Annotated in this window: 18 protein-coding genes; 15 read left to right on the top strand and 3 right to left on the bottom strand. The window is 63.6% G+C overall.

Annotated elements, in window-relative coordinates:
* The first annotated feature begins 169 nt into the window (after positions 1-169).
* The gene (locus AC07R1_RS27240; RefSeq protein ID WP_041120030.1) at positions 170-1,381 is read left to right on the top strand and encodes an MFS transporter; all 1,212 of its coding nucleotides are present in this window, start codon (positions 170-172) and stop codon (positions 1,379-1,381) included.
* A gap of 16 nt (positions 1,382-1,397) precedes the next feature.
* Here the strand turns inward: AC07R1_RS27240 and AC07R1_RS27235 are convergent, their stop codons facing one another.
* Positions 1,398-2,339 (bottom strand): GlxA family transcriptional regulator, encoded by a 942-nt coding sequence (locus AC07R1_RS27235; protein ID WP_217438384.1) that lies wholly within the window; start codon positions 2,337-2,339, stop codon positions 1,398-1,400.
* A 159-nt stretch (positions 2,340-2,498) separates the two neighbouring features.
* Between AC07R1_RS27235 and AC07R1_RS27230 the strand changes: the two genes are divergently transcribed.
* The 13 genes from AC07R1_RS27230 (at position 2,499) to AC07R1_RS27170 (ending at position 19,719) form a co-directional block, all read left to right on the top strand.
* Positions 2,499-3,065 carry a cysteine hydrolase family protein gene (locus AC07R1_RS27230; RefSeq protein WP_011063754.1) on the top strand — a complete coding sequence of 189 codons (567 nt, stop codon included), beginning with the start codon at positions 2,499-2,501 and terminating at the stop codon, positions 3,063-3,065.
* A gap of 732 nt (positions 3,066-3,797) precedes the next feature.
* Positions 3,798-5,681, top strand: coding sequence for a 3-dehydroquinate synthase (locus tag AC07R1_RS27225; RefSeq protein ID WP_495111121.1), 1,884 nt, complete (start codon positions 3,798-3,800; stop codon positions 5,679-5,681).
* Positions 5,678-6,562 (top strand): UbiA family prenyltransferase, encoded by an 885-nt coding sequence (locus tag AC07R1_RS27220; RefSeq protein WP_495111120.1) that lies wholly within the window; start codon positions 5,678-5,680, stop codon positions 6,560-6,562. Before AC07R1_RS27225 ends, AC07R1_RS27220 begins: the two co-directional genes overlap by 4 nt.
* Positions 6,559-7,326, top strand: a complete 768-nt coding sequence (locus AC07R1_RS27215; RefSeq protein WP_258611232.1) for an EboA domain-containing protein — start codon at positions 6,559-6,561, stop codon at positions 7,324-7,326. The genes AC07R1_RS27220 and AC07R1_RS27215 overlap by 4 nt, the downstream gene beginning before the upstream one ends.
* 51 nt (positions 7,327-7,377) lie before the next feature.
* Complete coding sequence (locus AC07R1_RS27210; protein WP_019094227.1) at positions 7,378-8,262, top strand: TatD family hydrolase; 885 nt, start codon at positions 7,378-7,380, stop codon at positions 8,260-8,262.
* Positions 8,259-9,497 carry a metabolite traffic protein EboE gene (gene eboE, locus AC07R1_RS27205; RefSeq protein WP_495111119.1) on the top strand — a complete coding sequence of 413 codons (1,239 nt, stop codon included), beginning with the start codon at positions 8,259-8,261 and terminating at the stop codon, positions 9,495-9,497. The genes AC07R1_RS27210 and eboE overlap by 4 nt, the downstream gene beginning before the upstream one ends.
* Positions 9,487-10,932, top strand: coding sequence for an alkaline phosphatase family protein (locus AC07R1_RS27200; RefSeq protein WP_103291419.1), 1,446 nt, complete (start codon positions 9,487-9,489; stop codon positions 10,930-10,932). The genes eboE and AC07R1_RS27200 overlap by 11 nt, the downstream gene beginning before the upstream one ends.
* Positions 10,911-12,092, top strand: coding sequence for a hypothetical protein (locus AC07R1_RS27195; RefSeq protein ID WP_011063761.1), 1,182 nt, complete (start codon positions 10,911-10,913; stop codon positions 12,090-12,092). Before AC07R1_RS27200 ends, AC07R1_RS27195 begins: the two co-directional genes overlap by 22 nt.
* Positions 12,093-12,102: 10 nt before the next feature.
* Positions 12,103-14,514 carry a hypothetical protein gene (locus tag AC07R1_RS27190; RefSeq protein WP_065363598.1) on the top strand — a complete coding sequence of 804 codons (2,412 nt, stop codon included), beginning with the start codon at positions 12,103-12,105 and terminating at the stop codon, positions 14,512-14,514.
* Positions 14,515-14,580: 66 nt separating this feature from the next.
* A complete protein-coding gene (locus tag AC07R1_RS27185; RefSeq protein WP_053154150.1) occupies positions 14,581-15,522 on the top strand; it encodes a hypothetical protein in 942 nt (313 codons plus the stop codon).
* 13 nt (positions 15,523-15,535) lie between these two features.
* Positions 15,536-16,822, top strand: a complete 1,287-nt coding sequence (locus tag AC07R1_RS27180) for a hypothetical protein (RefSeq protein WP_065363597.1) — start codon at positions 15,536-15,538, stop codon at positions 16,820-16,822.
* Between the two features lie 3 nt (positions 16,823-16,825).
* Positions 16,826-18,652 (top strand): hypothetical protein, encoded by a 1,827-nt coding sequence (locus tag AC07R1_RS27175; RefSeq protein ID WP_065363596.1) that lies wholly within the window; start codon positions 16,826-16,828, stop codon positions 18,650-18,652.
* A 14-nt stretch (positions 18,653-18,666) separates the two neighbouring features.
* A complete protein-coding gene (locus AC07R1_RS27170) occupies positions 18,667-19,719 on the top strand; it encodes a hypothetical protein (RefSeq protein WP_065363595.1) in 1,053 nt (350 codons plus the stop codon).
* A gap of 97 nt (positions 19,720-19,816) precedes the next feature.
* Here the strand turns inward: AC07R1_RS27170 and AC07R1_RS27165 are convergent, their stop codons facing one another.
* Positions 19,817-20,326, bottom strand: a complete 510-nt coding sequence (locus tag AC07R1_RS27165) for a single-stranded DNA-binding protein (protein WP_011063767.1) — start codon at positions 20,324-20,326, stop codon at positions 19,817-19,819.
* A gap of 9 nt (positions 20,327-20,335) precedes the next feature.
* Complete coding sequence (locus AC07R1_RS27160) at positions 20,336-21,730, bottom strand: MFS transporter (protein WP_011063768.1); 1,395 nt, start codon at positions 21,728-21,730, stop codon at positions 20,336-20,338.
* Between the two features lie 178 nt (positions 21,731-21,908).
* On the opposite strand from AC07R1_RS27160, the gene uvrA reads away from it, so the two are divergent.
* A complete protein-coding gene (gene uvrA / locus AC07R1_RS27155) occupies positions 21,909-24,743 on the top strand; it encodes an excinuclease ABC subunit UvrA (protein ID WP_065363594.1) in 2,835 nt (944 codons plus the stop codon).
* Positions 24,744-24,834: the final 91 nt, after the last annotated feature.

Genomic DNA, 24,834 nt, shown 5'->3' with positions numbered 1-24,834 from the left:
AACGCCCGGCAAGTTCGCTTCAGTTGCCCCCGGGGCCGGCGCGCCGGTGAACGACGGGCTCCGGGATCCTTGACCCACAGGCAAATATCTTGTGCCGATAGGGCTATTTTTCCGCACGAGTCAAACCCGGACACTGCGCGCCAATCCCACTTTCACCGGAGTTGCAGTGATGCCCATTGCCCTGCTCGCGCTGACCCTCAGCGCATTCGCCATCGGCACGACCGAGTTCGTTATCGTTGGCCTGCTACCCACCATAGGTACCGACCTCGGGGTCAGCCTGCCGTCCGCCGGCCTGCTGGTCAGCCTCTACGCTCTGGGCGTGGCGATTGGCGCCCCGGTGCTCACCGCCCTCAGCGGCAAGGTGCCGCGCAAGCTGTTGCTGCTGTCGCTGATGGTGCTGTTCACCCTTGGCAACCTGCTGGCCTGGAAGGCACCCGGGTATGAATCCCTGGTGCTGGCACGGATTGTCACGGGCCTGGCCCACGGGGTGTTCTTCTCCATCGGCTCGACCATCGCCACCAGCCTGGTGCCCAAGGAAAAAGCCGCCAGCGCGATCGCCATCATGTTCACCGGGCTCACCGTGGCCCTGGTCACCGGCGTACCCCTGGGCACCTTTATCGGCCAGCATCTGGGCTGGCGCGAAACCTTCCTCGCAGTGTCCGCCCTGGGGGTGATCGCCTTTATCGGCAGCCTGTTGTTCGTGCCGAAGAACATTACCCACCGCCCGCCGGCGTCGCTGCTGCAACAACTGCAGGTGCTCAAGCAACCGCGCCTGCTGCTGGTGTACGCCATGACCGCGGTGGGTTACGGCGGCTCGTTCATCGCCTTCACCTTCCTGGCGCCGATCCTCCAGGACATTTCCGGCTTCAGCGCCGGCACCGTGAGCCTGGTGCTGCTGGTGTACGGCGTGTCGGTGGCGGTGGGCAATATCTGGGGCGGCAAATTGGCGGACCGGCGCGGACCGATCGGCGCCCTGAAGATCATCTTCGCCCTGCTCGCCGCGGTGCTGCTGATGCTCAGCCTCACCGCCGGCAACCCATGGCTGGCGCTGCTGACCGTGCTGCTGTGGGGCGCGGTGGCGTTTGGCAACGTACCGGGGCTGCAGGTCTATGTGGTACGTCAGGCCGAGCACTACACACCCCAGGCGGTGGACGTGGCGTCCGGCCTGAACATTGCCGCCTTCAACCTGGGGATTGCCGGTGGAGCCTGGCTGGGGGGCTTGATCGTCGCTCACCTGGGGCTGATCCACACCGCCTGGATCGGCGCGCTGGTGGTGCTGGTGGCCCTGGCCCTGACCGTCTTGAGCGGCCACCTGGATCGCCGCAACCCGCTAGCGTTCGCGCCGGCCGGCGGCAGCGTCCGGGCAGTGGCCGGCCACTGAACAGGCCGCAGCCGGGTTACGGTACCCGGCTTGCAGCCGTAGAGGTGGCACCGAAGCGATTGCGATATTCACTGGGCGCCAGCCCGGTGATTTTCCGGAACAGGCTGCGAAAGGTGGCAGGGTCCTGATAACCCACGGTCCAGGCGATGTGATCGATGCTGCCGTTGGTGAACTCCAGCAGTTCCCGGGCCTTGCCCACCCGCAGGTGCTGACAGTACTGGGTCGGCTTGAGGCCGGTGGCCGCCCGGAAGCGCCGCAGCAAGGTGCGCGGCTCAAGCCCCGCCTGCTGCGCCATCACCGGCAGCGAAACATCCACCGCGCCATTGGCCTGCAGCCAGTGCTGGAGCTTGAGAATCGCCCCGTCGCCGTGGCTGAGGATCGGTGCGAAATTGCTGCCGCACTGGCTCGCGCTGGCACTGTGTTCCATCACCAGAAAGCGCGCCGTGGCACTGGCGATGCTCGGCCCCAGCAAGCGGTTCACCAGGCGCAGACCAAGCTCGGCCCAGGCCATCAGCCCGGCGCTGGTGATCAGGTCGCCGTCATCGACAATGGGTTTGTCCGCTTCCAGGCGCACCTGTGGGTAACGCTCGGCGAAGGCCTGGGCCGAGGTCCAGTGGGTGGTGGCGCTGCGGCCATCGAGCAGGCCGCTTTCGGCCAACAGGATCGAGCCCACACAGACCCCGCCCAGGGTGGCTCCGGCGGCGTGTTGCTGGCGCAGCCAGTCCATCAGGGCGGCAGATGACTGATGGCTTGAGAAGCCCGCCAGCGAAGGCGGGATCAATACCGCCAACAAGGCCCCGGGGGCTTCGGCCAGGCTGTCGTGGACCCGCACCGGAGGCAGTTCGCCGCTGGCCTGCCAGTGGCTGACGCGCAACCGCGGCAACTGCGCCTGCGGCTGTTCGCCGGCAATCCGGTTGGCCACCTCGAACAAGTCGCTCAGGCCATGTACCGCCGCCATCTGCACACCGGGATAGAGCAGTACCCCCAATTCGGCGTGCGTGCCTTGAATACCCACTGTCAGTTTTCCCCCGGTTAATGTCGGTGCGGCCAATCCTCGAAGGAACGACCGGTGGCGATACTGGCTCCCACGTCAATCACTCACCCGCAGGTATTACCCATGGCCAGACAGGCACTCATCGTAATCGATATCCAGAACGACTACTTCGCCGACGGCAAGTGGCCCCTGATCGGCGTCGACGCTGCAGCGGACAACGCCGCCCGGCTGATCCAGGCATTTCGCCAGAACGCTGAACCTGTGGTGCACATCCGCCACGAATTCACCTCCGACGACGCTCCCTTCTTCACTCCCGGTTCCCCAGGTGCGCAGTTGCACCCCAAGGTACAGAACCACGCCGATGAGCCGGTGGTGCTCAAGCATTTCGTCAACGCGTTCCGCGACACCGAGTTGCAATCGCTGCTCACGCGGCAGGGCATCGAGGAACTGGTGATCGTCGGCAACATGAGCCACATGTGTGTGGAAGGCACTGCCCGGGCCGCTGCCGACCTGGGCTACCCGGTCAAGGTGATCCATGACGCCTGTGCCACTCTCGACCTGGAGTTCGCTGGCCAGCGCGTGCCTGCCGCCCAGGTACAAAGTGCGGTGATGGCGGCCCTGGCGTTCGCCTATGCCAGCGTGCTGTCCACCGAGCAGTTTCTGGCGGCCGGGCAGGCCCCTGCGGCTTGATCACCCGCAAGCGGTGAGCCGTGGCTCACCGCAACTTCATGGCACCAGGCATTTCCCGGATTAAGTTCGCCGCTGTTTACCGAGAGGTTAATAGCGGCAAATGCCAATAGTTGCAGGACCTACAAGTTAACCACAATGCGCACGAATGATTCCTATTAACAAAAAAACACTCCCCGACAACCCGCTCGGACAGCTCTATGGAACAACTAAATAACTCCCCATTAATAAGCAAGCCATTAAATAGCTGACTAATAGTAATCAAGGGTTAATCCGTTATTTCAAAACCTGATTTGAAACATTTGTAAAAATCCATCAAGAGCTGCCCTCGCACATTACTTAGTGCGCTTTCATGAAACGATTTTTTCTATATATCCAATTTTCATAATATTTATAGCAAAGTAAAAAAACAGCCCCACCGCCTATACCACCCCCAGCATTCATTGAGCAAGAACAGGCTCCATCAGACTTCTTGCAAGACGTTCAGCGGAGCCGTCCCGGACTAAACACGCACTTTCCCCTGAAGCCATAAAAATGCCTTGCAGGCCACTTCATTCAACTTACTTGCAAAACCCTCGGCCTTGACTAAGTTGATAGCTACTCGCCACTGAAGTGTTCTTCAGCCGCCAGAAGATCAATAAAAACCGTCGAGGAATTCAATAACCAGACGCCCTCCTGCCCTACCCAGCTGACACTGACACGGAATCCAGTCATATCAATCAAGAGGGACGCTTGATGAAGCGCAGCTCGTTGTCTCGTGCCTTTTCACTCAAGGGTGCGGCCGAAAATTACTGGCTCTCGTTATTACTATTCTCGATCCTGGTTATCGCCAGTTTCCTGTTGTTTGAACAGCAGATCCAACAACTGCTGAGTCACCTGGGCACCTTCCTTCCCACCGATCCCGTACAGCGCCTGAGCCTGGCCCTGTTGCTGGTAACCCTGTTGGCCCTGGACGTGCTGCTGCCCGTGCCCTCCAGCCTGGTGGCACTGCTGGCCGTGGCGGCCCTGGGCGCCATTGGCGGCTACCTGGTGATCTTCATCGGCCTGTGCCTGGGGGCCAGCCTTGGCTACTGGCTGGGGGCCGGCTACTTCCGCCTGCTGTCCAATTGGCTGGGGCTCAGGACCTGGCAACCCGGGCAACTGGCCTATCGCCTCAGCACCCTGTCGCTGGTGTGCCTGCGTGGCGTGCCGGTGCTGGCAGAAACCTCGGTGCTGGCCGCCGGCATGCAACGTTATCCGCTGCGCCAGTTTCTCCTGGTCACCACCCTGGCCAACGCCGGGCTGGCCCTGGCCTATGCCGCCATCGGCAGCCTGCTGGTGGAACAGAACGCCCTGCTGGCAACCATTCTCGCCAGCATGGTGCTGCCCGGGCTGTTCCTCGGCACCCGCAGCCTGTTCAAGAGCCGCCTGGCCCAGCCCCGGTACGATCAGGCGCATTCTCTGGAGGGCCGCTTCCAGGTGAGCTACCACTACCCGGTGCTGTTCACCGATCACATCTTCCAGGCCGACAACCCCTGCCTGCACCAGCAACTGACCCGGCAGAACCCGGGGCGCACCACGGTGCTGGTATTTGTCGATGAACAACTGCTGCTGTGCTCGCCCCAGTTGCCGCTGCAGATCGACCACTACTTCAGCGCCCACGCCGCCGACCTGCATCTGCAGGCCGCACCGATCGCGGTGCCGGCCGGCGAATTGAGCAAGACCCCGGACGTGCTCCAGCAGCTGTACGCGCAGATGCTGGAACACGGCCTGGATCGCCACTGCTATGTGCTGGCCCTGGGCGGCGGCGCAGTGCTGGACGCAGTGGGCTATGCCTGCGCCACCTTCCATCGGGGCATGCGCCTGATCCGCATCCCGTCCACCGTGCTGGCGCAGAACGATGCCGGCATCGGGGTGAAGAATGGCATCAACGCCTTCGCCCAGAAAAACCTGCTGGGGGCCTTCTACCCGGCCACAGCGGTGATCAACGACTTCCAGCTGCTGCTCAGCCTTTCCCACCGGGACCAGATTGCCGGCCTGGCCGAAGCGGTCAAGGTCGCGGTGATCAAGGATGCCGCGTTCTTCCAGTGGATGGAGCAGCAGGCCGAAGCCCTGGCCGGTTTCGAGCACAACGCCAGCCGCTACGCCATTCGCCGCTGCGCCGAACTGCACCTGGGTCATATCACCGGTGCCGGCGATCCGTTCGAACGGGGCAATGGCCGCCCCCTGGACTACGGGCACTGGGCCGCCCACAAGCTGGAGAATCTCAGCCAGCATCGCTTGCGCCACGGTGAAGCGGTGGCCGTGGGCATGGCCCTGGATGCGCTGTATGCCAACGCCAGCGGCCTGCTGTCCGACGCCGACTGCCAGCGCCTGCTGCGACTGCTGGACAGGCTCGGCTTCAACCTCTGCCCGCCGGAACTGAGCCTGCGGGACAACCAGGGGCGTTCGCCGATCCTGGTGGGCCTGGAAGAGTTCCGCCAGCACCTTGGGGGCCAGCTGTCGATCCCGATGCTCAACCGCCTGGGCCAGTCGGTGGATGTGCACCAGATCGACATGCCGCTGATGGAACAGGCCCTGCTGCGCCTGGCGGGTTTCGGCGGGCCGGATTTCGCCTGGGGCCCGGGGTGCGCGCAATGACCCAATCGTCGCTGACCACCTGGCTGACCCTGGGCCGGGTCTCCAACCTGCCAACGGTATGGACCAATGCCCTGGCCGCCGCGCTGCTGGCCAGCAGCGCTACCACCCTGGCGCCGCCCTCGCCGCTGGTCTGGACCCTGCTGCTGGTGGCACTCTCGGCGCTGTACCTGGCGGGCATGCTGCTCAACGACCTGATGGACGCCGACTGGGACCAGCAGCACCACAACCCGCGGCCGATCGTTCTCGGCCTGGTCAGCCGCGCCCAGGTCCGCCTGGCCACTGCCGCGCTGCTGCTGCTGGCGGCGCTGGCGGTCCTCGGCCTGAGCTGGATGATTGCCCAGCCCCACTGGCTGCTGGCCAGCGCCGGATTGCTGCTGCTGTTTATCCTTGGCTACAACCTTCTGCACAAGAAATATCCCCACAGCGTCTGGCTGATGGGCGGCTGCCGCTCGGCGTTGTACCTGACCGCCGCCGCCAGCCTGGCCATGCCGCCCCAGCCATTGTGGCTGTGCGCCGCGCTGCTGGGCACCTACATCGCCGGCTTGACCTACCTGGCCCGCCTGGAGCATCGCAACCAGTTGCTCAGCCGCCTGCCGCTGCTGCTCATGCTCAGCCCTCTGCTCCTGGCCGCCTATGCCGGCAACAGCGTGTTCTGGCTGGTCCTGCTGCTGTGGCTGGGCTGGTTGGGCTGGCACTACCAGCGCCACCTGGCCAACCCGCAACAGCGACAGATCCGTGCCTTCATCGGTGCCGGGCTGGCCGCCCTGCCGCTGTTCGACGCCCTGGTGCTGGCGGTGGCCAACCAGCCCTTGGGCAGCCTGCTGTGTGTGCTGGTGTTCTTTCTGCTTCCCCACCTTCAACGCTGGATCAAGCCGACATGAACATGGATCCCATCGCCCCTGCGCCGCCGGCGCTTGCCATTCGCCATGGTGCCTTCGCCGAGCGCCAGCAATTGCTGGAACGGCATCTGGACGACGACAGCCGAAGCTGGTGGCAGCAAGCCCGGGAACAACTGGCCCGACAGCCCTCGGCCAACACCCTGATGCTGCTCAGCAGTCAGTGTCGGCGCCGCTTGGCCAACGCACCGCTGGCCCCCAGCCCGGACTGCAACCGCACTCAACTGGCCCGGGCGCTGCTGCTGGCCCTGTTGCTGGAGCAGCAGGCCGGCGCCGGGCAACTGGCCCTGTTGCGCCAGCTGTTTCTCTGGGGCGACGACCAGGAAAAGGCTGCCCTGCTCAAGGCCCTGGATGACCTCGACAGCCAGGGGGCCAGCCTCGACCTGGCGCTCCAGGCCGGGCGCACCAACAACCGCGAGGTGTTCGCCGCCATCGCCCTGGACAACCCCTTTGCCGCGCGCCACTACCCGGAACGGGCCTTCCACCAGCTGGTGCTCAAGACCCTGGGCATGGGCCTGGACAGCCGCCACATCCACGGCCTGGCAGAACGGCGCAGCGTCGACCTCAACCAGTTGGCCCTGGACCTGATGGAAGAACAGCTGGCCGCCGAACGCGAGGTCGCCGACGGCCTGCCCCAGGCCATTGCCTTCGAGCTGTTGAGCCAGGCCCAGTTGCAGCGCCTGCGAGGCCTGTACCAGCAGGGACGATTGCCTGCGCACTGGCGCGACCACTTCCCGGCAGGCGGTTGACCCCCGGCAGCTGAGCCCACGATTTTTCCCGCACTCAAGCAAGGAGCCACCATGGCGAAGTACTTCGACCCGCACATTCATATGGTCAGCCGCACCACCGACGACTACCAGAACATGGCCGCCGCCGGCATCACCGGGGTCATCGAGCCTGCGTTCTGGCAAGGCCAGGCGCGCACCAGCGTCGGCAGCTTCATCGACTACTTCGACACCCTGCTGGGCTGGGAGCGCTTTCGCGCCAGCATGTTCGGCATCCATCATTTCTGCACCATCGGCCTCAACCCCAAGGAAGCCAACGACCTGTCGGTGGCCAACGAAGTGCTGGAGATCCTGCCGCGCTACCTGGTCAAGGACGGCGTGGTAGCGGTAGGGGAAATCGGCTACGACGACATCACCCCGGAAGAAGATCGCTTTCTCGCCGCGCAACTGGAACTGGCCAGACAGTTCAACCTGCCGGTGCTGGTGCACACCCCGCACCGCGACAAGATCGGCGGCACCAAGCGCACCCTGGCGGTGATCCGCGAGGTGGGCATCGCCGAAAACCTGGTGATCATCGACCACCTCAACGAACTGACCCTGCCCCTGGTGCTGGACAGCGACTGCTGGCGCGGGCACTCGATCTACCCCAACACCAAGATGTCGGAACAGCGCATGGTGGCCCTGCTGCAGCAGTACGGCACCGAGAAAATGGTGGTCAACAGCGCCGCCGACTGGGGCATCAGCGACCCGCTCAAGGTGCCCAAGACCGGCCAGGCCATGCTCGCCGCCGGCTTCAGCGAAGCCCAGGTGGAGCAGGTGCTGTTCCACAACCCGGTGGATTTCTTCGCCCAGAGCGGGCAGTTGGACAAGCAACTGGTGAGCACCCCGCTGCCGATCGACCAGCGCCGCCAGTGGCAGGACAACTCGGCCCTGAGGGGCCAGGAACCGGTGGTCAAATGAGTGCCCGGGCCGGCTGGAACGCCGCGCAGATCGGCTATTGCAGCAACGTGCACCCGGCCCGTGACGTGGCCGGCCTGCGGGCGTCGATCCAGGAACATTTCCAGGGCGTGCGGCGTCAGCGTGGGCTGGCGGTGCAGGACAGCGGCCTGTGGATCAGCGCCCAGGCCGCCGCCGAACTACAGGTGCCTGAGGTGCGCGAGGCCTTCATCGAACTGCTGCACGATTGTGGCCTGCGCCTGACCTCGCTCAACGGTTTCCCCTATGGCCAGTTCCATGAAGGCGCAGTTAAGGCCGAGGTCTACCGGCCCACCTGGGCCGAACCCCAGCGCCTGGAATACAGCCTGCAACTGGCGCATCTGCTGGCCGCCGCTCTGCCCCTGGATTGCCAGCAGGGGGTGATTTCCAGCGTGCCCTTCGGTTATGCCGCCACCTGGGACGAGGCCCAGCAGCAACAGGCCGAAACCCACCTGCGGCAACTGACCGCCGAGCTGGCCAGCCTGCATCGCAGCAGCGGCAGGAAGATCCTGGTGTGCCTGGAGATGGAGCCGGATTGCGTGCTGGAAAACACCGATCAGGCCCTGGCCTTTTTCAAGCACTGGCAGGCCACCGATCCCCATCATGGCTACCTGGCGCTGTGCTTCGACGTCTGCCATCAGGCGGTGGTCTTCGAAGACTGCTATCAATCCCTGCAACGGCTGCTGGATGCGCGGGTTCCGGTGGGCAAGATCCAGCTGTCCAACGCCCTGATCTGCCAGTTGCCGTTTGCCGATCGCCCACGCCGCCAGCAGGTACTGCAGGCCCTGGGCAACTTCTCCGAAGCCACCTACCTGCATCAGGTCAAGGCCCGGGATATGGCCGGGCAGCTACTGGCCTGGGCCGACCTGCCCGGGGCCCTGGACGCCGCCGAACCGGCCCAGGGGCAATGCCCCGAGTTGCGCATTCACTTTCATGTGCCGCTGTTCAGCGAACAGTTTCTACTGGCCGAGCTCAGCGGCAGCCAGCAGGCCTTGCTGCGCACCTTCGACTTTCTCGCCGCGCACCCGAACTTCCAGCCGGTACTGGAGGTGGAAACCTACAGCTGGAACGTGCTGCCTGGTGCGCTGCGCCCGGACAGCGAGCAGGCCTTGCTGCAAGGCATCGCCGCCGAGCTGCAATGGGTCGAGGGCCAACTGCGCCAGCGGCATCTGCTGCGTACCCACTCGTCTGCCCTGGAGGCTCCGGCCCATGCCTTCTGAACGCCCGCGCCAGCCCTTGCTGCTGATCAATGTGGTGGGCCTGACACCCAGCCTGCTGGGGCCGGCCACGCCGCGGATCAACAACCTGCTGCAACGGGCGCGAATGGCCCGGCTGCGCCCGGTGTTCCCCGCCGTGACCTCCACCGTGCAGGCCTCGATCCTCACCGGGCTGCCGCCTTCGGAACACGGCATTGTCGGCAACGGCTGGTATTTCCGCGATCAGGCCGAGGTGCGTTTCTGGCTGCAGCCCAACGCGCTGATCCAGGGTGAAAAGGTCTGGCAGGCGCTGCAACGGGAGATCCCCGGCCTGCGCTGCAGCCAGCTGTTCTGGTGGTTCAACATGTATGCCCAGGTGGAGGCAGCCATCACCCCGCGCCCCCACTACCCGGCCGACGGGCGCAAGATGTTCGGCCTCTATTCGTCGCCTCCGGGGCTGCACGAACACATCGAACAGCAGATCGGCGAGTTCCCCTTTCCGAGCTTCTGGGGCCCGGCCGCGGGGATTGCCTCCAGCCGCTGGATCGTCGACTGCGCCATCGCCGAGTTCCAGATCAGCCGCCCCGACCTGCAACTGATCTACCTGCCGCACCTGGACTACAGCCTGCAACGCCTGGGGCCGGAGCATCCGTCCATCAGCGACGAAGTGCGGGCCATCGACCATGAAGTCGGGCGCCTGCTGGATTTTGCCCAGCAGCAAGGCGCGGCCGTGATGCTGGTCTCCGAATACGGCATCGAGGCGGTGCAGCAGTCCATCTCGATCAACCGCGTGCTGCGCGAGCAAGGTCTGCTGCAGGTACGTCGTTCACTGAGCTGGGAGCTGCTGGACCCCGGCGCCAGCGCGGCCTTCGCCGTGGTCGACCACCAGATCGCCCACGTCTATGTGCGCCAGCCCGAGGACATTGCCCGGGTCAAGGCCCTGCTGCTGCGCCAGCCCGGTATCGAGCAGGTGCTGGACAGGAGCGAGCAGCAGGCCTGCCAGCTCGATCACCCACGCAGCGGCGAGCTGGTGGCGGTGGCCGCCCCGGGCTTCTGGTTCGATTACTACTACTGGTTCGACGACCGCCTGGCCCCGGATTTCGCCCGCACTGTGGATATCCACCGCAAGCCGGGCTACGACCCACTGGAGCTGTTCATCGACCCGGCGATCCGCTTTCCCAAGCTGCGGGTCGCTCGCCGGCTGCTGCAGAAGAAGCTCGGCTTTCGCTACTACATGGACCTGATTCCCCTGGACACCTCACTGATTCGCGGCAGCCACGGACGCTTGCCCAGCAGTGCCGAGGTAGGGCCCCTGCTCATCACCGATTGCGATTTACCCCTGCCGGCGCACCTGCCGGCCACCGCGGTAAAGCACCTGCTCCTAGAGCATTTCCTAGGGCGCCCCTATGACGATACGGCTCAGGCCAAGGAGATTCCATGCGGCGAACCATCCCTATAGTCGTGCTCGGTGTGTTGAGCGGCCTCGCTCACGCACAGACCACGCCCGCCTTCAATTGCAGCAACTTCCTGACGTTCAATGGCGACCAGGCCGGCACCCTGAGCACCTTCAAGCAGAGCCCGGAAACCATGGCATGGAACTGGTTTGTGTGCCTCAACCAGCCGGCCGGCTCCGGTAGCCCGGAGCGGCTCTGGGAGACGTTCAAACCATCCGATGAGGTCTACCTGAGCAAGGGGCAGGCTCCCCAGCCCTACAGCACCCAGGCCAACCTGCCGAGCCAGGTGCAGACCCAGGCGCAGAAGATCCCGGGCATGAACACCAGCGGGCTGTTCCTCAACCTGGGCAACGACACCGACGGCAGCACCGACAACGGCACCCAGCAGGTCGATGGCCTGGCCCTGGAAATGGGCAACCAGGTGCCGGAAGCGCAACGGGGCCAGTCGGTGCGTTTTCACATGTTGATGGGCCAGGACACCTTCAACTACATCGTCCAGCAGAAGATCTACAACCGGAACGGCATTGCCGCCCTGACCAGCAGCCTGAACTTTCCCGCCACGGCCTGGGAGCTGAAGACCTCCTGGTTGTGGATCGGCAGCGATAGCACCTTCCAGGCGCAACTGGCAAAGGATGGCTACTTCATCGCCCAGGCCTACTACGTCGACAAGCAGGGCCAATACCACACCGGCTACGCCGGCCTCAGCGGCATGCACGTCATCAACAAGCTGACCCACGACTGGGTCTGGACCACCTTCGAGAACCGCAACAACAGCAAGTACACCGTGACCAACGGCACGCCGGCCAAGCCCATGACCAACATCACCGGGCCCACTGACGCGGCCCAGCCGGTGAATGCCACGTTCCAGCAGCAGAACCCCACGCTGGCCCAGTACGAGTTGATCGGCGTGCAGTACGACCAGGCCCAGGCCGAGCCCAAGCTGCTGGCCAACTCCCAGCTGGAATCAGCCTTCCAGAGCCACTCCTCGTGCCTGGCCTGCCACAACACCGCGGCCTATTCGAGCAACAACACCTACTTCAACTTCGCCTTGAAAGAGGATGGCGGGATCGTCTACCCCACCACCGTACTACCGGACTCCGACTTCGTCGGCTACCAGAAACTGGACTACGTCTGGTCGCTCAAACGCGCCCAGTGGCAGCGCTAAGGAGCAGCTCATGAGCGTCTTGAACTTTCCCCGGATCTACTTCAATGGCCACATGTTCTGGAACCCACCGACGGCCAACAACAACGACGTTTTCCCGCTATATGACGCGGTGAAGATGCGCATGAACTGGCCGTTCCTGTCCTACTACGGGATCAACGACCAGAACGCCCCGCAACAGCTGATGCCCTGGACCATCGCCCCGCTGGCCTACGAGAACGTGCCGGACTACGTGCTGCAGGTGCCCACCAATGGCTCGCCCAGTGGCTACCCGATGATTCCCGCCGAATGGGACCTGTTCGGCGACAACGCCTGCGGCTTGGTCGACTACGAGCAGACCCGCTCGGTGATCGTCGGTGGCGAGTTCCAGGCCAACACCTACATCGACAACGACCCGCTGGTGAACAAGTGTTACCAGTTGCAGGGCAACCCGTTCGGCAGCGCCGCGCCGACAGCCGCGCGCTTCGTCGATATCAGCCCCTGGCAGAACACCTTCACCGCCCTGTACTTCGACAAACTGGTACTGGGGGACGCCACCTGCGGCCTGACCTTGAAGCGCCGGTACCGCATGCTCGACCGCTTCCTCAACTTCAACTGGGGGGCCTTCGGCGGCTTGAGCTACGTGACTACCACCTGGCAGACCTGCTTCCCGAAAGACCAGTTGCAGTGGATCGTCGGCGACTCGCAACTGCTGAAGACCCTGCAACAGGAGATGATCAACCAGAACGCCAAGGGCCTGATGTTCCGGTTCACCACCTACCTGACCTTCTACGACAAGAACGGCATCTTCAACGACTTCCCGGTGGTGGACAGCCACTCCAAGACGCCCGAAGCCATGGCCGCACTGCAGGCGATGTACCAGAAGGGCCTGGATAACGTCGCCGACATCTTCTTCAACCCGGCCTACAGCCGCACCGCCGGTACTCTGGGCCTGTGGTTCGACAATGAATACCCCACCGCTCCGGCTGGCCGGCGCCTGGAACCCAAGGCCCCGGTACCGGTGTGCAAGGCGGTTCCCAGAGACACCAAGCCTGCGGCCATGACCCTGGGGGTGATCAGCGCCCAAGTGCACGACAACACCCTGTCCCTGGACCTGGGCAATACCTTTCCGTTCTATCCCGCCGGAGACAGCGCCGCACTGCCGCCCACCAACACTGACCTGAGCCAGGGAATTCCGGTGCCCGGGAAATACCTGGCCGGTGATTACGACATCGGGGTACGGCCCACTGGCGGCGCTTTCCACAAAGTCGCCAGTTTTGGCTTCGAACAGTATCGCCAGACCGCCTTCGACAAGCGCGCCGGCCTGCTGGACCTGCCCATCAGCCCCGCCGACCAGGCCGCGTTGCAACAGGGCGCCCTGGAGCTGCAGTTGCAGGGCAGCCAGGAACTGGTCGCCGCCGCCCAGAATATGTGGACCGCCGAGGTCCTCGACAGCGGCTGCTTCATCGATGTGGGCGACACTCGGGTCCTGAGCATCATGGTGCAGTACGACGGCCAGCCCGCGCCCGCGGGCACCGCGCTGTGGGTGGCGGAGTACAACAACGCCTACATGCTGACCACCAGCGACTATTACCTGGCCTTCAGTAACGCGGCCAACTTCACCCTGTTCAACAACTACCCGAAGGACCCCGGGAGCAACACCTCGAACCGACCGCAGTTCGTCGGCACCCAGACCGCTGAAAGCCTGTTGCACGTGGGCAGCGGCCGCCGGCTCAGCGCGGTGCTGAACGTCGAGGACAGCGAGCCATCCGAGCCCATGCTCTACCAGAGCTTCCTGACCACGCCCTCGGCCGCGGCCCTGAGCCCCCGCCTGCAGTTCACCAATGGGCAGGCACGCAGCGGCACCCTGGCAGACCCGCTGAACGCCACCGTGCAGTACAGCCTGGCGCAGATCCTGACCGACGCCAATGGCATCGCCCAGGTATCGGTCAAGGCCGTGGCGGCCGGCTTCCCGACCTTGCGCTTCTTCATCCAGGACGGCCAGCAGCAACCGACGGTGCCCTTCAGCTTCAACTACACCGACGCCTACACCGACTTCCTTGCGCCCCTGCGGGTCCTGCCCCAGGAGCCGGAGATGCTCAAGGACTTCATCGACTGCTGGAACCGGGTGTGCACCCAGGACGACGCCAGCGTGCGGATCTGGAAGGAGTTCATCTTCCCCAGAATCCTCCAGCCCTTCTATTACCTCTACCCGATCATGAACAAGTTCATGCCGCTCAACTCCCTGCAACGCATCGAGGGCGCGATCAACCAGTTCATCGTACTGATCAGCAAGGACTACCAGGAGGAAAGCACCCTGGCCATGCCGATCACCCGGGACCTGCCGCAAAGCCGGCGCAGGGTGCTGGAAATCTGGGCCCAGGACCTGGTGAGCAAGGGCTACCCACCGATCCCGCTGAAACTCAACGACTACCCCCACGGCTGAGCCGCAAAGGCCAGCTCATGGAATGCCGGGCGACCCCGTCGCCCGGCGCTTTCAAAGGAGTGTCAGATGAACGCCAGTCTCTTCAAGCAACTGCTGTTGGCCGCCAGCCTGCTGAGCGCCAGCCAAACGCTATGGGCCGAGACCTACCCCGACAACGTCTACTTCAACATGGGCGTGCACAACGACCGGGGGTGCGACGCCAAGACCAACAACTGCATCGCCAAGCGCAAACCCGGCGAGCCGGCCGATCCGCTCTACCCGGCAACCTGGGTCAGTGACTGGATCATGTACCGGGTCACCGCCAACTACGTGAAGAACCCACCGCCCTACAGCAGCCCGCCCAGCACCCTGAAACCGGCCGACTACACCGTGTCCCGGGGCACCAGCTACTACGACAACGACTATGTGCCGGCCGACAAGGACGGCACCGGGGCGATGATGGAGCACTACGAGAAGTACTGCCTGCCGATCTTCCCGATCAAGGACAACAACTACACCTGCTCCTTCGTTTCCCTGGGCAACAAGGCCTACTTCCTCACCTACCCCGAGGACCGGCCAAAGGACATGCCGGCCTGCTGCATGTTCTCGCCCATGAACCACCCGCCGCGCCGGGACTTCATCAAGCACCTGCCCTACAGCGCCGCCCGCAGCCAGCATCTGGATGGCAGCGTGCAGGCCTACGCGCTGGAGATCCCGGTCCAGCCGAGCCCGATTCTGTTCGGCTATGCGTTCTACAAGAAAGCCAGCAGCGACGGCCCGGGCCAGCCGGCCTATCAGCATCCGCAATCGTTCTATTTCTCCGGTGACGAGAGCGTCGCCAACGCGCCAATCGTCAGCCAGAACTACCTCAACTGGCGCACCGAGAAACCAAATCCGGCCACGACCTGGGACCAGGTGGCGAAGATGTGCCCGGCCAACCCGCCGGACTGCCAGCTCTTCACGCCACCGCCATCGCTGAAGAACGGTGCGCGGCCGCAGTGGAACCAACTTTCGCCCCCCTCGCCATGACAGGAGCCGCCTCATGAACCCTTGGAGCCGTTTCACCGCCCTGTTGTTGCTTGGCCTGGGCAGCCAGCAGGCCAGCGCCCTGCAGCCCAGCGCAGCGGCGCCGCAGACCAGCTGCCCACCCACGGCTGCGGTGCCTGCTGCGGGCGCGTCGCAGCAGGCTTTCGATCAATACAGCTGGAAGATGTTCATCAACCTGAACTGGCCGGCCCAGGCGGGACAGCGCGGAGTGGCCGATTGCAGCAAGCCCCTGGGCAGCCCTGGCGATACCGTGTGGCAGACCTACAAGAGCGTCAGCGAGACCTTCCTCCCCGGGGCCAAGAATCCGGGCCTCTGGAACTCGCAACTGCCCCGCAGAAATCTCAGCCTGATCAACATCGCCGCGGTCAAGAACACCCAGGTGGTGCAAGCGGACAACCAGGCGGTGGGCGGCTGGCTGATTGACCAGCGCGGCAACCCGACCTACTACGACATCGCCGCCAACGAGGTCTCCTACAACTACATCGTCGATAACGACTTCTACAACGCGGTGGTCGTCAACGCAGCGAAGAACATCAGCTTTCCCAACAACGCCGGCGAGATCAAGAGCAGTTGGCGCATCCTCGGCAGCGCCGACGACAGCAGCCGCTATCTGACAATGAAGGCCCTGGTCACCCAGTTCGACAGTCAGGGACAGCCCAACGGCACCACCGAGGCCACTTTGGGATTGGTGGGGTTGCACATCATCAGCAAGGTGGAGGGGTTCCCGCAGTGGATCTGGTCGACCTTCGAGCAGATCGACAACGTGCCTCCCAAGACCCAGCTGGGGGGCCGTTGGGTGGACCAACCGGTCTCGGGGATTTTCTACTCCTACTTCAACGCCAAGGCGCCCGCCGAAAGCCTCAACCAATCCCCCTGCCTGTGGCAGCAACAAGCTGGACAAATGGTCTGTACCCCAAAACCCGGTAACAGCTTCAGTACCCCGGACCCGCTGAACCGGGTCACCCCGATCACGGACGTCACCCAGCAGATCAATACCCAATACCAGGGCGATCCGCAGGTACAGCAAAGCGTGTTCAAGTACTACCAGTTGATCACCACCCAACGCCCGCAGTCGCCGGATAACCCCGGCAACCCCTTGGGGCAACCAACGCCATCACTGTCGGCCAACGTCACCATGGAAAGTTACATCCAGACCAACAGCAGCTGCATGAACTGCCATTCCATGGCCGCACCGCTCAACAGCCAGTACAAGAGCGACTTCTCCTTCCTGTTCAGATTCGCCCAAGCCCCAGTCACCAGCGTCGCCAAGGATAAGGAATAGATCATGAGCATATTGAATGGACCCCGACTGAACTTCTGGGGCGGCATCTCTACCGACGTCAGCGTGCCAAACAACTCACCGACCTTGCCCAATGGCATCGCCACCTCCCTTGAGCTGTTCGACCTGACCACCTCGACCGTGGCGGACCAGGCCAAGACCTATAGCGATGAGCACCTGTACCAACTGATCAACGCCCCGGACCCGAGAATCGGCCCCAACAGCCGGTACACGGCCGGCGGCTGGAATCACTATGGCGAACACGTGGTGACGCTGCACAACGCGCTGATCAGTTCCCAAGGCACCCCGGGCAACATTGCGCTGGAAGGGGATATGGTCGGACAGCCGGTTTACCTGCTCGGCTCCGTGACCCCCGGCACCGGACAAGGTCCCTACTCCGGCCCGATGATGGTCGACCTGGACCCCACAGCCAGCACCACGACCCAGATCTTTGTCGGAGGCCTGCAGATCGGCAACGGCAACACGCCTCAGCTCTTGATTCGCTGGGATACCGTGTGCAGCAGTTTCGACCTCAATACCCGGGTGCTGGAGCCTGCAACCATGGACTCGCCGGGTTCCTTCCATGCCAGCGGCACCTTTCAACTGACCTTTCCGCTGAGCAGCATCGTCAGCTACAACAAGGAAAGTGCCGGACTCCGGGCCTTGATCGAAGCGCCCAACGCTACCGGGATCGTGCTGCGTTTCGTGATGTTCGAAATGTGTCCGACCCTGACCACCGAGCAACTGAATGCCGACTACGCAGCCAACCAGTTCAGCCCGAACCCGAGCATCGGCCGGGTCATCGGTACCCTGGCCACGGCGTTTACCGATGAGCCGCAGATCTGTCCGCCGGGCCGCCAAATCATCAATGCCGACAAAGACCTGAACATCAACAGCGTGGCCTATGCCGAGGTTGCCAACGAGCAACTGAGCATCGACATGGTCAACCTGATCCCCAAGCAGACGTTCAGAGCTGTACGCGACGACATCACCAGCCCCATCGGCCCCAACGCCGACTACGGTACCGTCACCATCGCGGCCGGAACCACGCCCCTGGCAAGCTTTGAACCCAGCGACCCGCTGCTGCAGGACTACTACCGGTACGGCGGCATCATCGACGTGCCGCTCAACTCGACCCAGACACAGTTGGTGCAGAGCACGCCCTTGTGCATTAGTGCGCCCGGGACCACCCGCAACCCGGCGCTGTCGGCCCCCGAATGCCCGTATCGGGTCTACAGCGATCAGCGCAACACCTACCTCGATCCCGACAGCACAGGCGTGCAGATCACCTTGCAAGTCCGTTACCTGGGAGCGCCGGTGCAGAAGGCTACGCCGATCAGCATCGATGCCTCGGCGACCGCCGTCTATCAAGCCAACCGCTACTGGAACTTCCTGGAGCTTCCGAACTCGGTAACGGTGCCGGCCGGTCAACCTTCGGTGAGTTTCAACGTCGTTCCCGTCGCCGGTTCCAATACCCAGGCTGGCTTCACCACACTGACCTACACCATCGACAACAACCCTCTGACCCAGAGCTTCAGCAACTTCCGCAAGTACGCCTGGAGCGACTTCGGCGTTCCAACAGGCAGCATCGTCACCTGGGAACAGGCGTTTCAAAACGTGCTGCGCTTTCATTACCTGGCCTTCCCCGCCATGTCGCGCTACATCCAGCTCAATCAGCCCGACGCGGTGATGGGTTACAAACAGGCGATCCTGGCCCGGATATCCCCCGAGTACCAGAACACCACCTTGTACATGTCCGTGGTGCGTTCGATGTCGCCAAGCCAACGCTCCCTGCTGACCGCCTACCTCAACGGCACGCCCTGGCAGCCTTGAACAAGGAGAAGACCATGCCCGTTGCTCTGCATATTCCCACCCAGCTCGAGCAGGTGCTGCGACCGGATCACGTCATCGCCGAGGGCCTGCTCAACCCTCGCGGGGTTTGCCTGCAAGGCGATGGCAGCCTGCTGCTGGCGGAAGCCGGCTCGGGCCTGCCGGACCAGCCGTTCAGCGGCCGCATCAGCCGCCTGCGTCCGGATCCGGGCCAGCCGGGCGCCTACCTGCCGCCCCAGGTCGTGGCTCAGGGTTTTCGTTCGATGAACATGCAATCGCGCATGCTTCGCGACGAAATCATGGGCCTGTCGGACATCGCCCTCGGCAACGGGCGCTGCCTGGCCAGCCAAACCGACTACGTCGCCGGCTCCAAGCTGCTGGACCTGCAATACAACCCGCCCGAGCCGCTGTTCCATAGTCGCGGCAACCTCAACTCGCTGTGCTATCACCCGTCGCGCCGCAGCTGGCTGGCGGTCAAGCCCGATAGCAACCAACTGGTGGAGTTCAGCGAGGGCGCTGAACAAGTCCTGGCGCAACTGCCCGATCTGGATCAGGGCCAGGAAGCCGTGCCGGTGACCCTGGTGCACGAGCCGCAGACGGATGCCGTGCTGATCAGCCTGTTCTCCGGCGAGCTGCGCCGGGACCCGGCGCGGATGGGTATCGACTTCGCCGACAAGGCGGGCCAGGTGATCCGGGTCTGGCCCGAGAGCGGCAGGATCGAGGTGCTGATTCGCGGACTGCAACTGCCCACCGGGCTGGCGCTGGACCCGCAGGAGCGGATCCTGGTGCTGGAACTGTGCGACCGGCTGCTGCAACCGTTGCCGCCGGACTGGGCCGGCGAAGTCCTGCACGGCGGCTTCGCCCGCTTCAGCGGCCGCCTGCTGCGCTGCGATTTGCAGCAACGAAGCGTGCAAGTACTCGCCAAGGGCCTGGATACGCCTTCCAACCTGTGCTGCGTCGGAGAAGCGGTGCTGGTGAGTGAAGGCATGGGCCTGAGTGGGCGGCCGATTCCGACGCCGGAGCAGCAGGTGGTCGCACTGAGCGGCCGACTGCGGCGAGTGGCGCTTTGAGCTGAGTGATGCGGCACACCGGTTAAACCCGGGCATAAAAAAACGGGGCCATCTGCATGGCCCCGTTTTTATCGATGCTGAACGCTGAAAACAGCGATCAGAACGGAATATCGTCATCGAAGCTGTCGAAGTCCGGAGCCGGCTGCGGAGCGGCCTGCTGTGGCGCTGGACGCGACTCACGCTGTGGCTGCGGAGCAGGACGGGACTGCTGTGGACGCGGTGCCGAGTTGGACATGCCGCCCTGGCCTTGCTGGTCGCCCTGTGGACGGCCACCCAGCAGCTGCATGGTGCCCTGCATGTCGACGATGATTTCGGTGGTGTAGCGCTTGATACCGTCTTTCTCCCACTCGCGGGTCTGCAGCTTGCCCTCGATGTAGACCTGCGAACCCTTGCGCAGGTATTCACCGGCGATCTCCGCGACCTTGCCGAACATCGACACGCGGTGCCACTCGGTGCGCTCGACCTTCTGACCGGTCTGCTTGTCGGTCCACTGCTCGCTGGTGGCCAGACTCAGGTTGGTCACGGCGTTACCGTTAGGCAGGTAGCGAACTTCGGGATCCTGGCCGCAAGTGCCGACCAATATGACTTTGTTAACCCCACGGGCCATAACGTTCTCCTAGGCTTCGCTCGCCGACGGCGCTGGATTGACCAGTTGCTCGAGGGTCGTGCGATCCAATAATTCGGTGTCCAATTTGATGTAAATGGCGGCCTCTTCGGCCACCACTACGGCATCTGTTACCCCAACAACGGCCTTCAGGCGCTCGACCAGGCCGGCTTCGCGGATCGCTTCGGGCGATAACGGCAAGCGCAGGCTCGTCACATACGGGGGCTCGCGCATGGTAACAGCAAAGGCCAGCCAGAGTGCAGCCAGGACTGCGCATCCAAGGAACACAGCCGACAAACCGCCATGCTGGAACAACCAGCCGCCGAGGATGCCGCCCAGTGCCGAACCGAGGAACTGGCTGGTGGAATACACCCCCATCGCCGTTCCTTTACCACCCGCCGGCGAAACCTTGCTGATCAGCGACGGCAAGGACGCTTCCAGCAGGTTGAACGCGGTGAAGAACACCACGGTACCAATCACCAGCGCCCGCAGGCTGTCGCCGAACTCCCAGAAGAATAGCTCGGTGAGCAGCAGCGTACTGACCGCGCCCAACAGAACTCGTTTCATTTTGCGTTTCTTCTCGCCGTAGATGATGAACGGGATCATGGCGAAGAACGAAATCAGCAGTGCGGTGAGGTAGACCCACCAGTGCTGCTCCTTGGGCAGGCCGGCTTTTTCCACCAGCGCCAGGGGCAAGGCCACGAAGCTCGACATGAGCATCGCGTGCAACACGAAGATACCAAGATCCAGGCGCAGCAGATCGGGGTGCTTGAGGGTCGGGATCAGCGCCTGGCGCGCCACTCCGGATTCCCGGTGCTGCAGCGGCCCGGTTGAGCGCGGCACCATGAAGGCGATGATCAGAATGCCCACCAGGGCCATGGCCCCGGTGGCCAGGAACAGCCCCGAAAGTCCGAAACTGCGGGTCAGCAGCGGGCCAACCACCATGGCCACGGCAAAGGACAGACCGATGGTCATGCCAATCATGGCCATGGCCTTGGTCCGGTGCTGTTCGCGGGTCAGGTCGGAAAGCAGCGCCATCACCGCCGCGGAAATTGCGCCGGCGCCCTGCAGGATACGCCCGGCGATCACCCCCCAGATCGAATCGGCGTTGGCCGCCAGCACACTGCCCAGGGCGAACACGATCAACCCCAGGTAGATAACCGGACGACGACCGATACGGTCGGAAATGATCCCGAAGGGAATCTGGAACACTGCCTGGGTCAGGCCATAGGCACCAATCGCCAGCCCGATCAGGGTCGGGGTCGCTCCTGCGAGATCCATTCCATAGGTCGCCAGGACCGGCAGTACCATGAACATGCCAAGCATACGGAAGGCGAACACCAGGGCCAGCCCGCTTGCCGCGCGGGTCTCGCTGCCACTCATGCGTTCGTTGTGGGGATCGTGCATGGATAAACCTCATGTGAACCGGCGGCGATTCTACCAGTCGGATCGATTGAGGGGGTATATGGCGACGCTTTGCCGCGCAGCCCATGCCAGCGATCAAAAAAGCGCCGAACGATAGTGTGCATCCATCCAGTGTTTGGTTTTATACTCCTGCCTTTACGCCCGCCGATCGAGGCCACTTTTGGACAAGATTCTGATTCGTGGGGCCCGCACCCACAACCTGAAGAACATCGACCTGACCCTGCCGCGGGACAAGTTGATCGTCATCACCGGGCTGTCTGGGTCCGGCAAGTCGTCCCTGGCTTTCGACACGCTGTATGCCGAAGGCCAGCGCCGCTATGTCGAGTCGCTCTCGGCCTATGCCCGACAGTTCCTGTCGATGATGGAAAAGCCCGATGTCGACACCATCGAAGGCCTCTCGCCGGCGATTTCCATCGAACAGAAATCCACCTCCCACAACCCGCGCTCCACCGTCGGCACCATCACCGAGATCTACGACTACCTGCGCCTGCTCTATGCCCGCGTCGGTACTCCACGCTGCCCGGACCACGACATCCCGCTGGAAGCCCAGACCGTCAGCCAGATGGTCGACCTGGTGCTGGCCCAGCCCGAAGGCAGCAAGCTGATGCTGCTGGCCCCGGTGATCCGCGAGCGCAAGGGCGAACATCTGTCGGTCTTCGAAGAGTTGCGAGCCCAGGGCTTCGTTCGCGCCCGGGTCAACGGCAAGCTGTTCGAGCTGGACGAGCTGCCGAAGCTGGATAAACAGAAGAAGCACTCCATCGATGTGGTGGTCGACCGCTTCAAGGTCCGCGCCGACCTGCAGCAGCGCCTGGCCGAATCCTTTGAAACCGCCTTGAAACTGGCGGACGGGATTGCCCTGGTGGCGCCGATGGACGACGAGCCGGGAGAAGAGATGATCTTCTCCGCGCGCTTCGCCTGCCCGATCTGCGGCCATGCCATCAGCGAACTGGAACCCAAGCTGTTCTCCTTCAACAACCCGGCCGGTGCGTGCCCGACCTGCGACGGGCTGGGGGTCAAGCAGTTCTTCGACATCAAGCGCCTGGTCAATGGCGAGCTGACCCTGGCCGAAGGGGCGATACGCGGCTGGGACCGGCGCAACGTCTATTACTTCCAGATGCTCGGTTCGCTGGCCTCTCATTACGGCTTCAGCCTGGAAGTACCGTTCAACCAACTGCCCGCGGATCAGCAGAAGGTCATCCTGCACGGCAGCGGCACCCAGAACGTAGACTTCAAATACCTCAACGACCGGGGCGACATCGTCAAGCGCTCCCACCCGTTCGAAGGGATAGTGCCGAATCTGGAGCGCCGCTACCGGGAAACCGAATCGGCCACCGTGCGTGAAGAGCTGGCCAAGTTCCTCAGCACCCAGCCCTGCCCGGATTGCCGTGGCACCCGCCTGCGTCGCGAAGCGCGGCACGTCTGGGTGGGCGAGAAAACCCTGCCGGCAGTCACCAGCCTGCCCATCGGCGACGCCACCGATTATTTCGGCACCCTGAAACTCACCGGGCGCCGTGGCGAAATCGCCGACAAGATCCTCAAGGAAATCCGCGAGCGCCTGCAGTTCCTGGTCAACGTCGGGCTCGACTACCTGACCCTGGACCGCAGCGCGGACACCCTGTCCGGCGGCGAAGCCCAGCGTATCCGCCTGGCCAGCCAGATCGGCGCCGGCCTGGTGGGGGTGATGTACATCCTCGACGAGCCGTCCATCGGACTGCACCAGCGGGACAATGATCGCCTGTTGGGAACCCTGAAACACCTGCGCGACATCGGCAACACGGTGATCGTGGTTGAACACGATGAAGACGCCATTCGCCTGGCCGACTATGTCGTCGATATCGGCCCGGGGGCCGGTGTGCACGGCGGGCGAATCGTTGCCGAAGGCACCGCCGCAGAGGTCATGGCCCATCCGGACTCCCTGACCGGCAAATACCTCTCGGGCCGGGTGAAGATCGTGGTGCCGGCCAAGCGCACGCCGCGCAACAAGAAGCTCTCCCTGACCCTCAAGGGCGCTCGCGGCAACAACCTGCGCAATGTCGACCTGGAGATCCCCATTGGCCTGCTGACCTGCGTCACTGGGGTATCGGGCTCGGGCAAGTCGACCCTGATCAACAACACCCTGTTCCCCTTGAGCGCCACCGCACTGAATGGCGCCACCACCCTGGAAGTCGCGCCACACGACAGCATCAACGGCCTGCAGCACCTGGACAAGGTAGTGGATATCGACCAGAGCCCGATCGGCCGGACTCCGCGCTCCAACCCGGCGACCTACACCGGGCTGTTCACCCCGATCCGCGAGCTGTTCGCCGGGGTACCCGAGTCGCGCTCCCGGGGCTACGGGCCCGGTCGCTTCTCCTTCAACGTCAAGGGTGGGCGCTGCGAGGCTTGCCAGGGCGATGGCCTGATCAAGGTGGAAATGCACTTCCTGCCGGACATCTACGTGCCCTGCGACGTGTGCAAGAGCAAGCGGTACAACCGCGAAACCCTGGAAATCAAGTACAAGGGCAAGAGCATCCACGAGGTGCTGGAAATGACCATCGAGGAAGCCAGGGAGTTCTTCGACCCGGTGCCTGCCCTGGCGCGCAAGCTGCAGACCCTGATGGATGTGGGCCTGTCCTACATCAAGTTGGGGCAGTCGGCGACGACCCTGTCCGGTGGCGAAGCGCAGCGGGTCAAGTTGTCTCGCGAGCTGTCCAAGCGCGACACCGGCAAGACTCTGTATATCCTTGATGAGCCGACCACGGGCCTGCACTTTGCGGATATCCAGCAGTTGCTGGACGTACTGCACCGCCTGCGCGATCACGGCAACACCGTGGTGGTGATCGAACACAACCTGGATGTGATCAAGACTGCCGACTGGCTGGTGGACCTGGGGCCGGAAGGCGGTTCCAAGGGCGGCCAGATCATTGCCGTGGGCACCCCGGAGCAGGTTGCGGAGATGCCGCAGTCCCATACCGGGCACTACCTCAAGCCGTTGCTGACCCGCGACCGCGCCTGAGGCCCATGAAAAAGCCCCTGGCACTTGACGGTGCCAGGGGCTTTTTTGTCTCTAGGGGTTGCTGCCCCTCCCGCAGAAGCGAGCTTTACTC

This window comes from Pseudomonas sp. GW821-FHT07F01 (genome assembly GCF_059418825.1).
The sequence above is the reverse complement of the archived record's forward strand: the minus strand, read 5'-3'. Positions and strand labels throughout refer to the sequence as shown.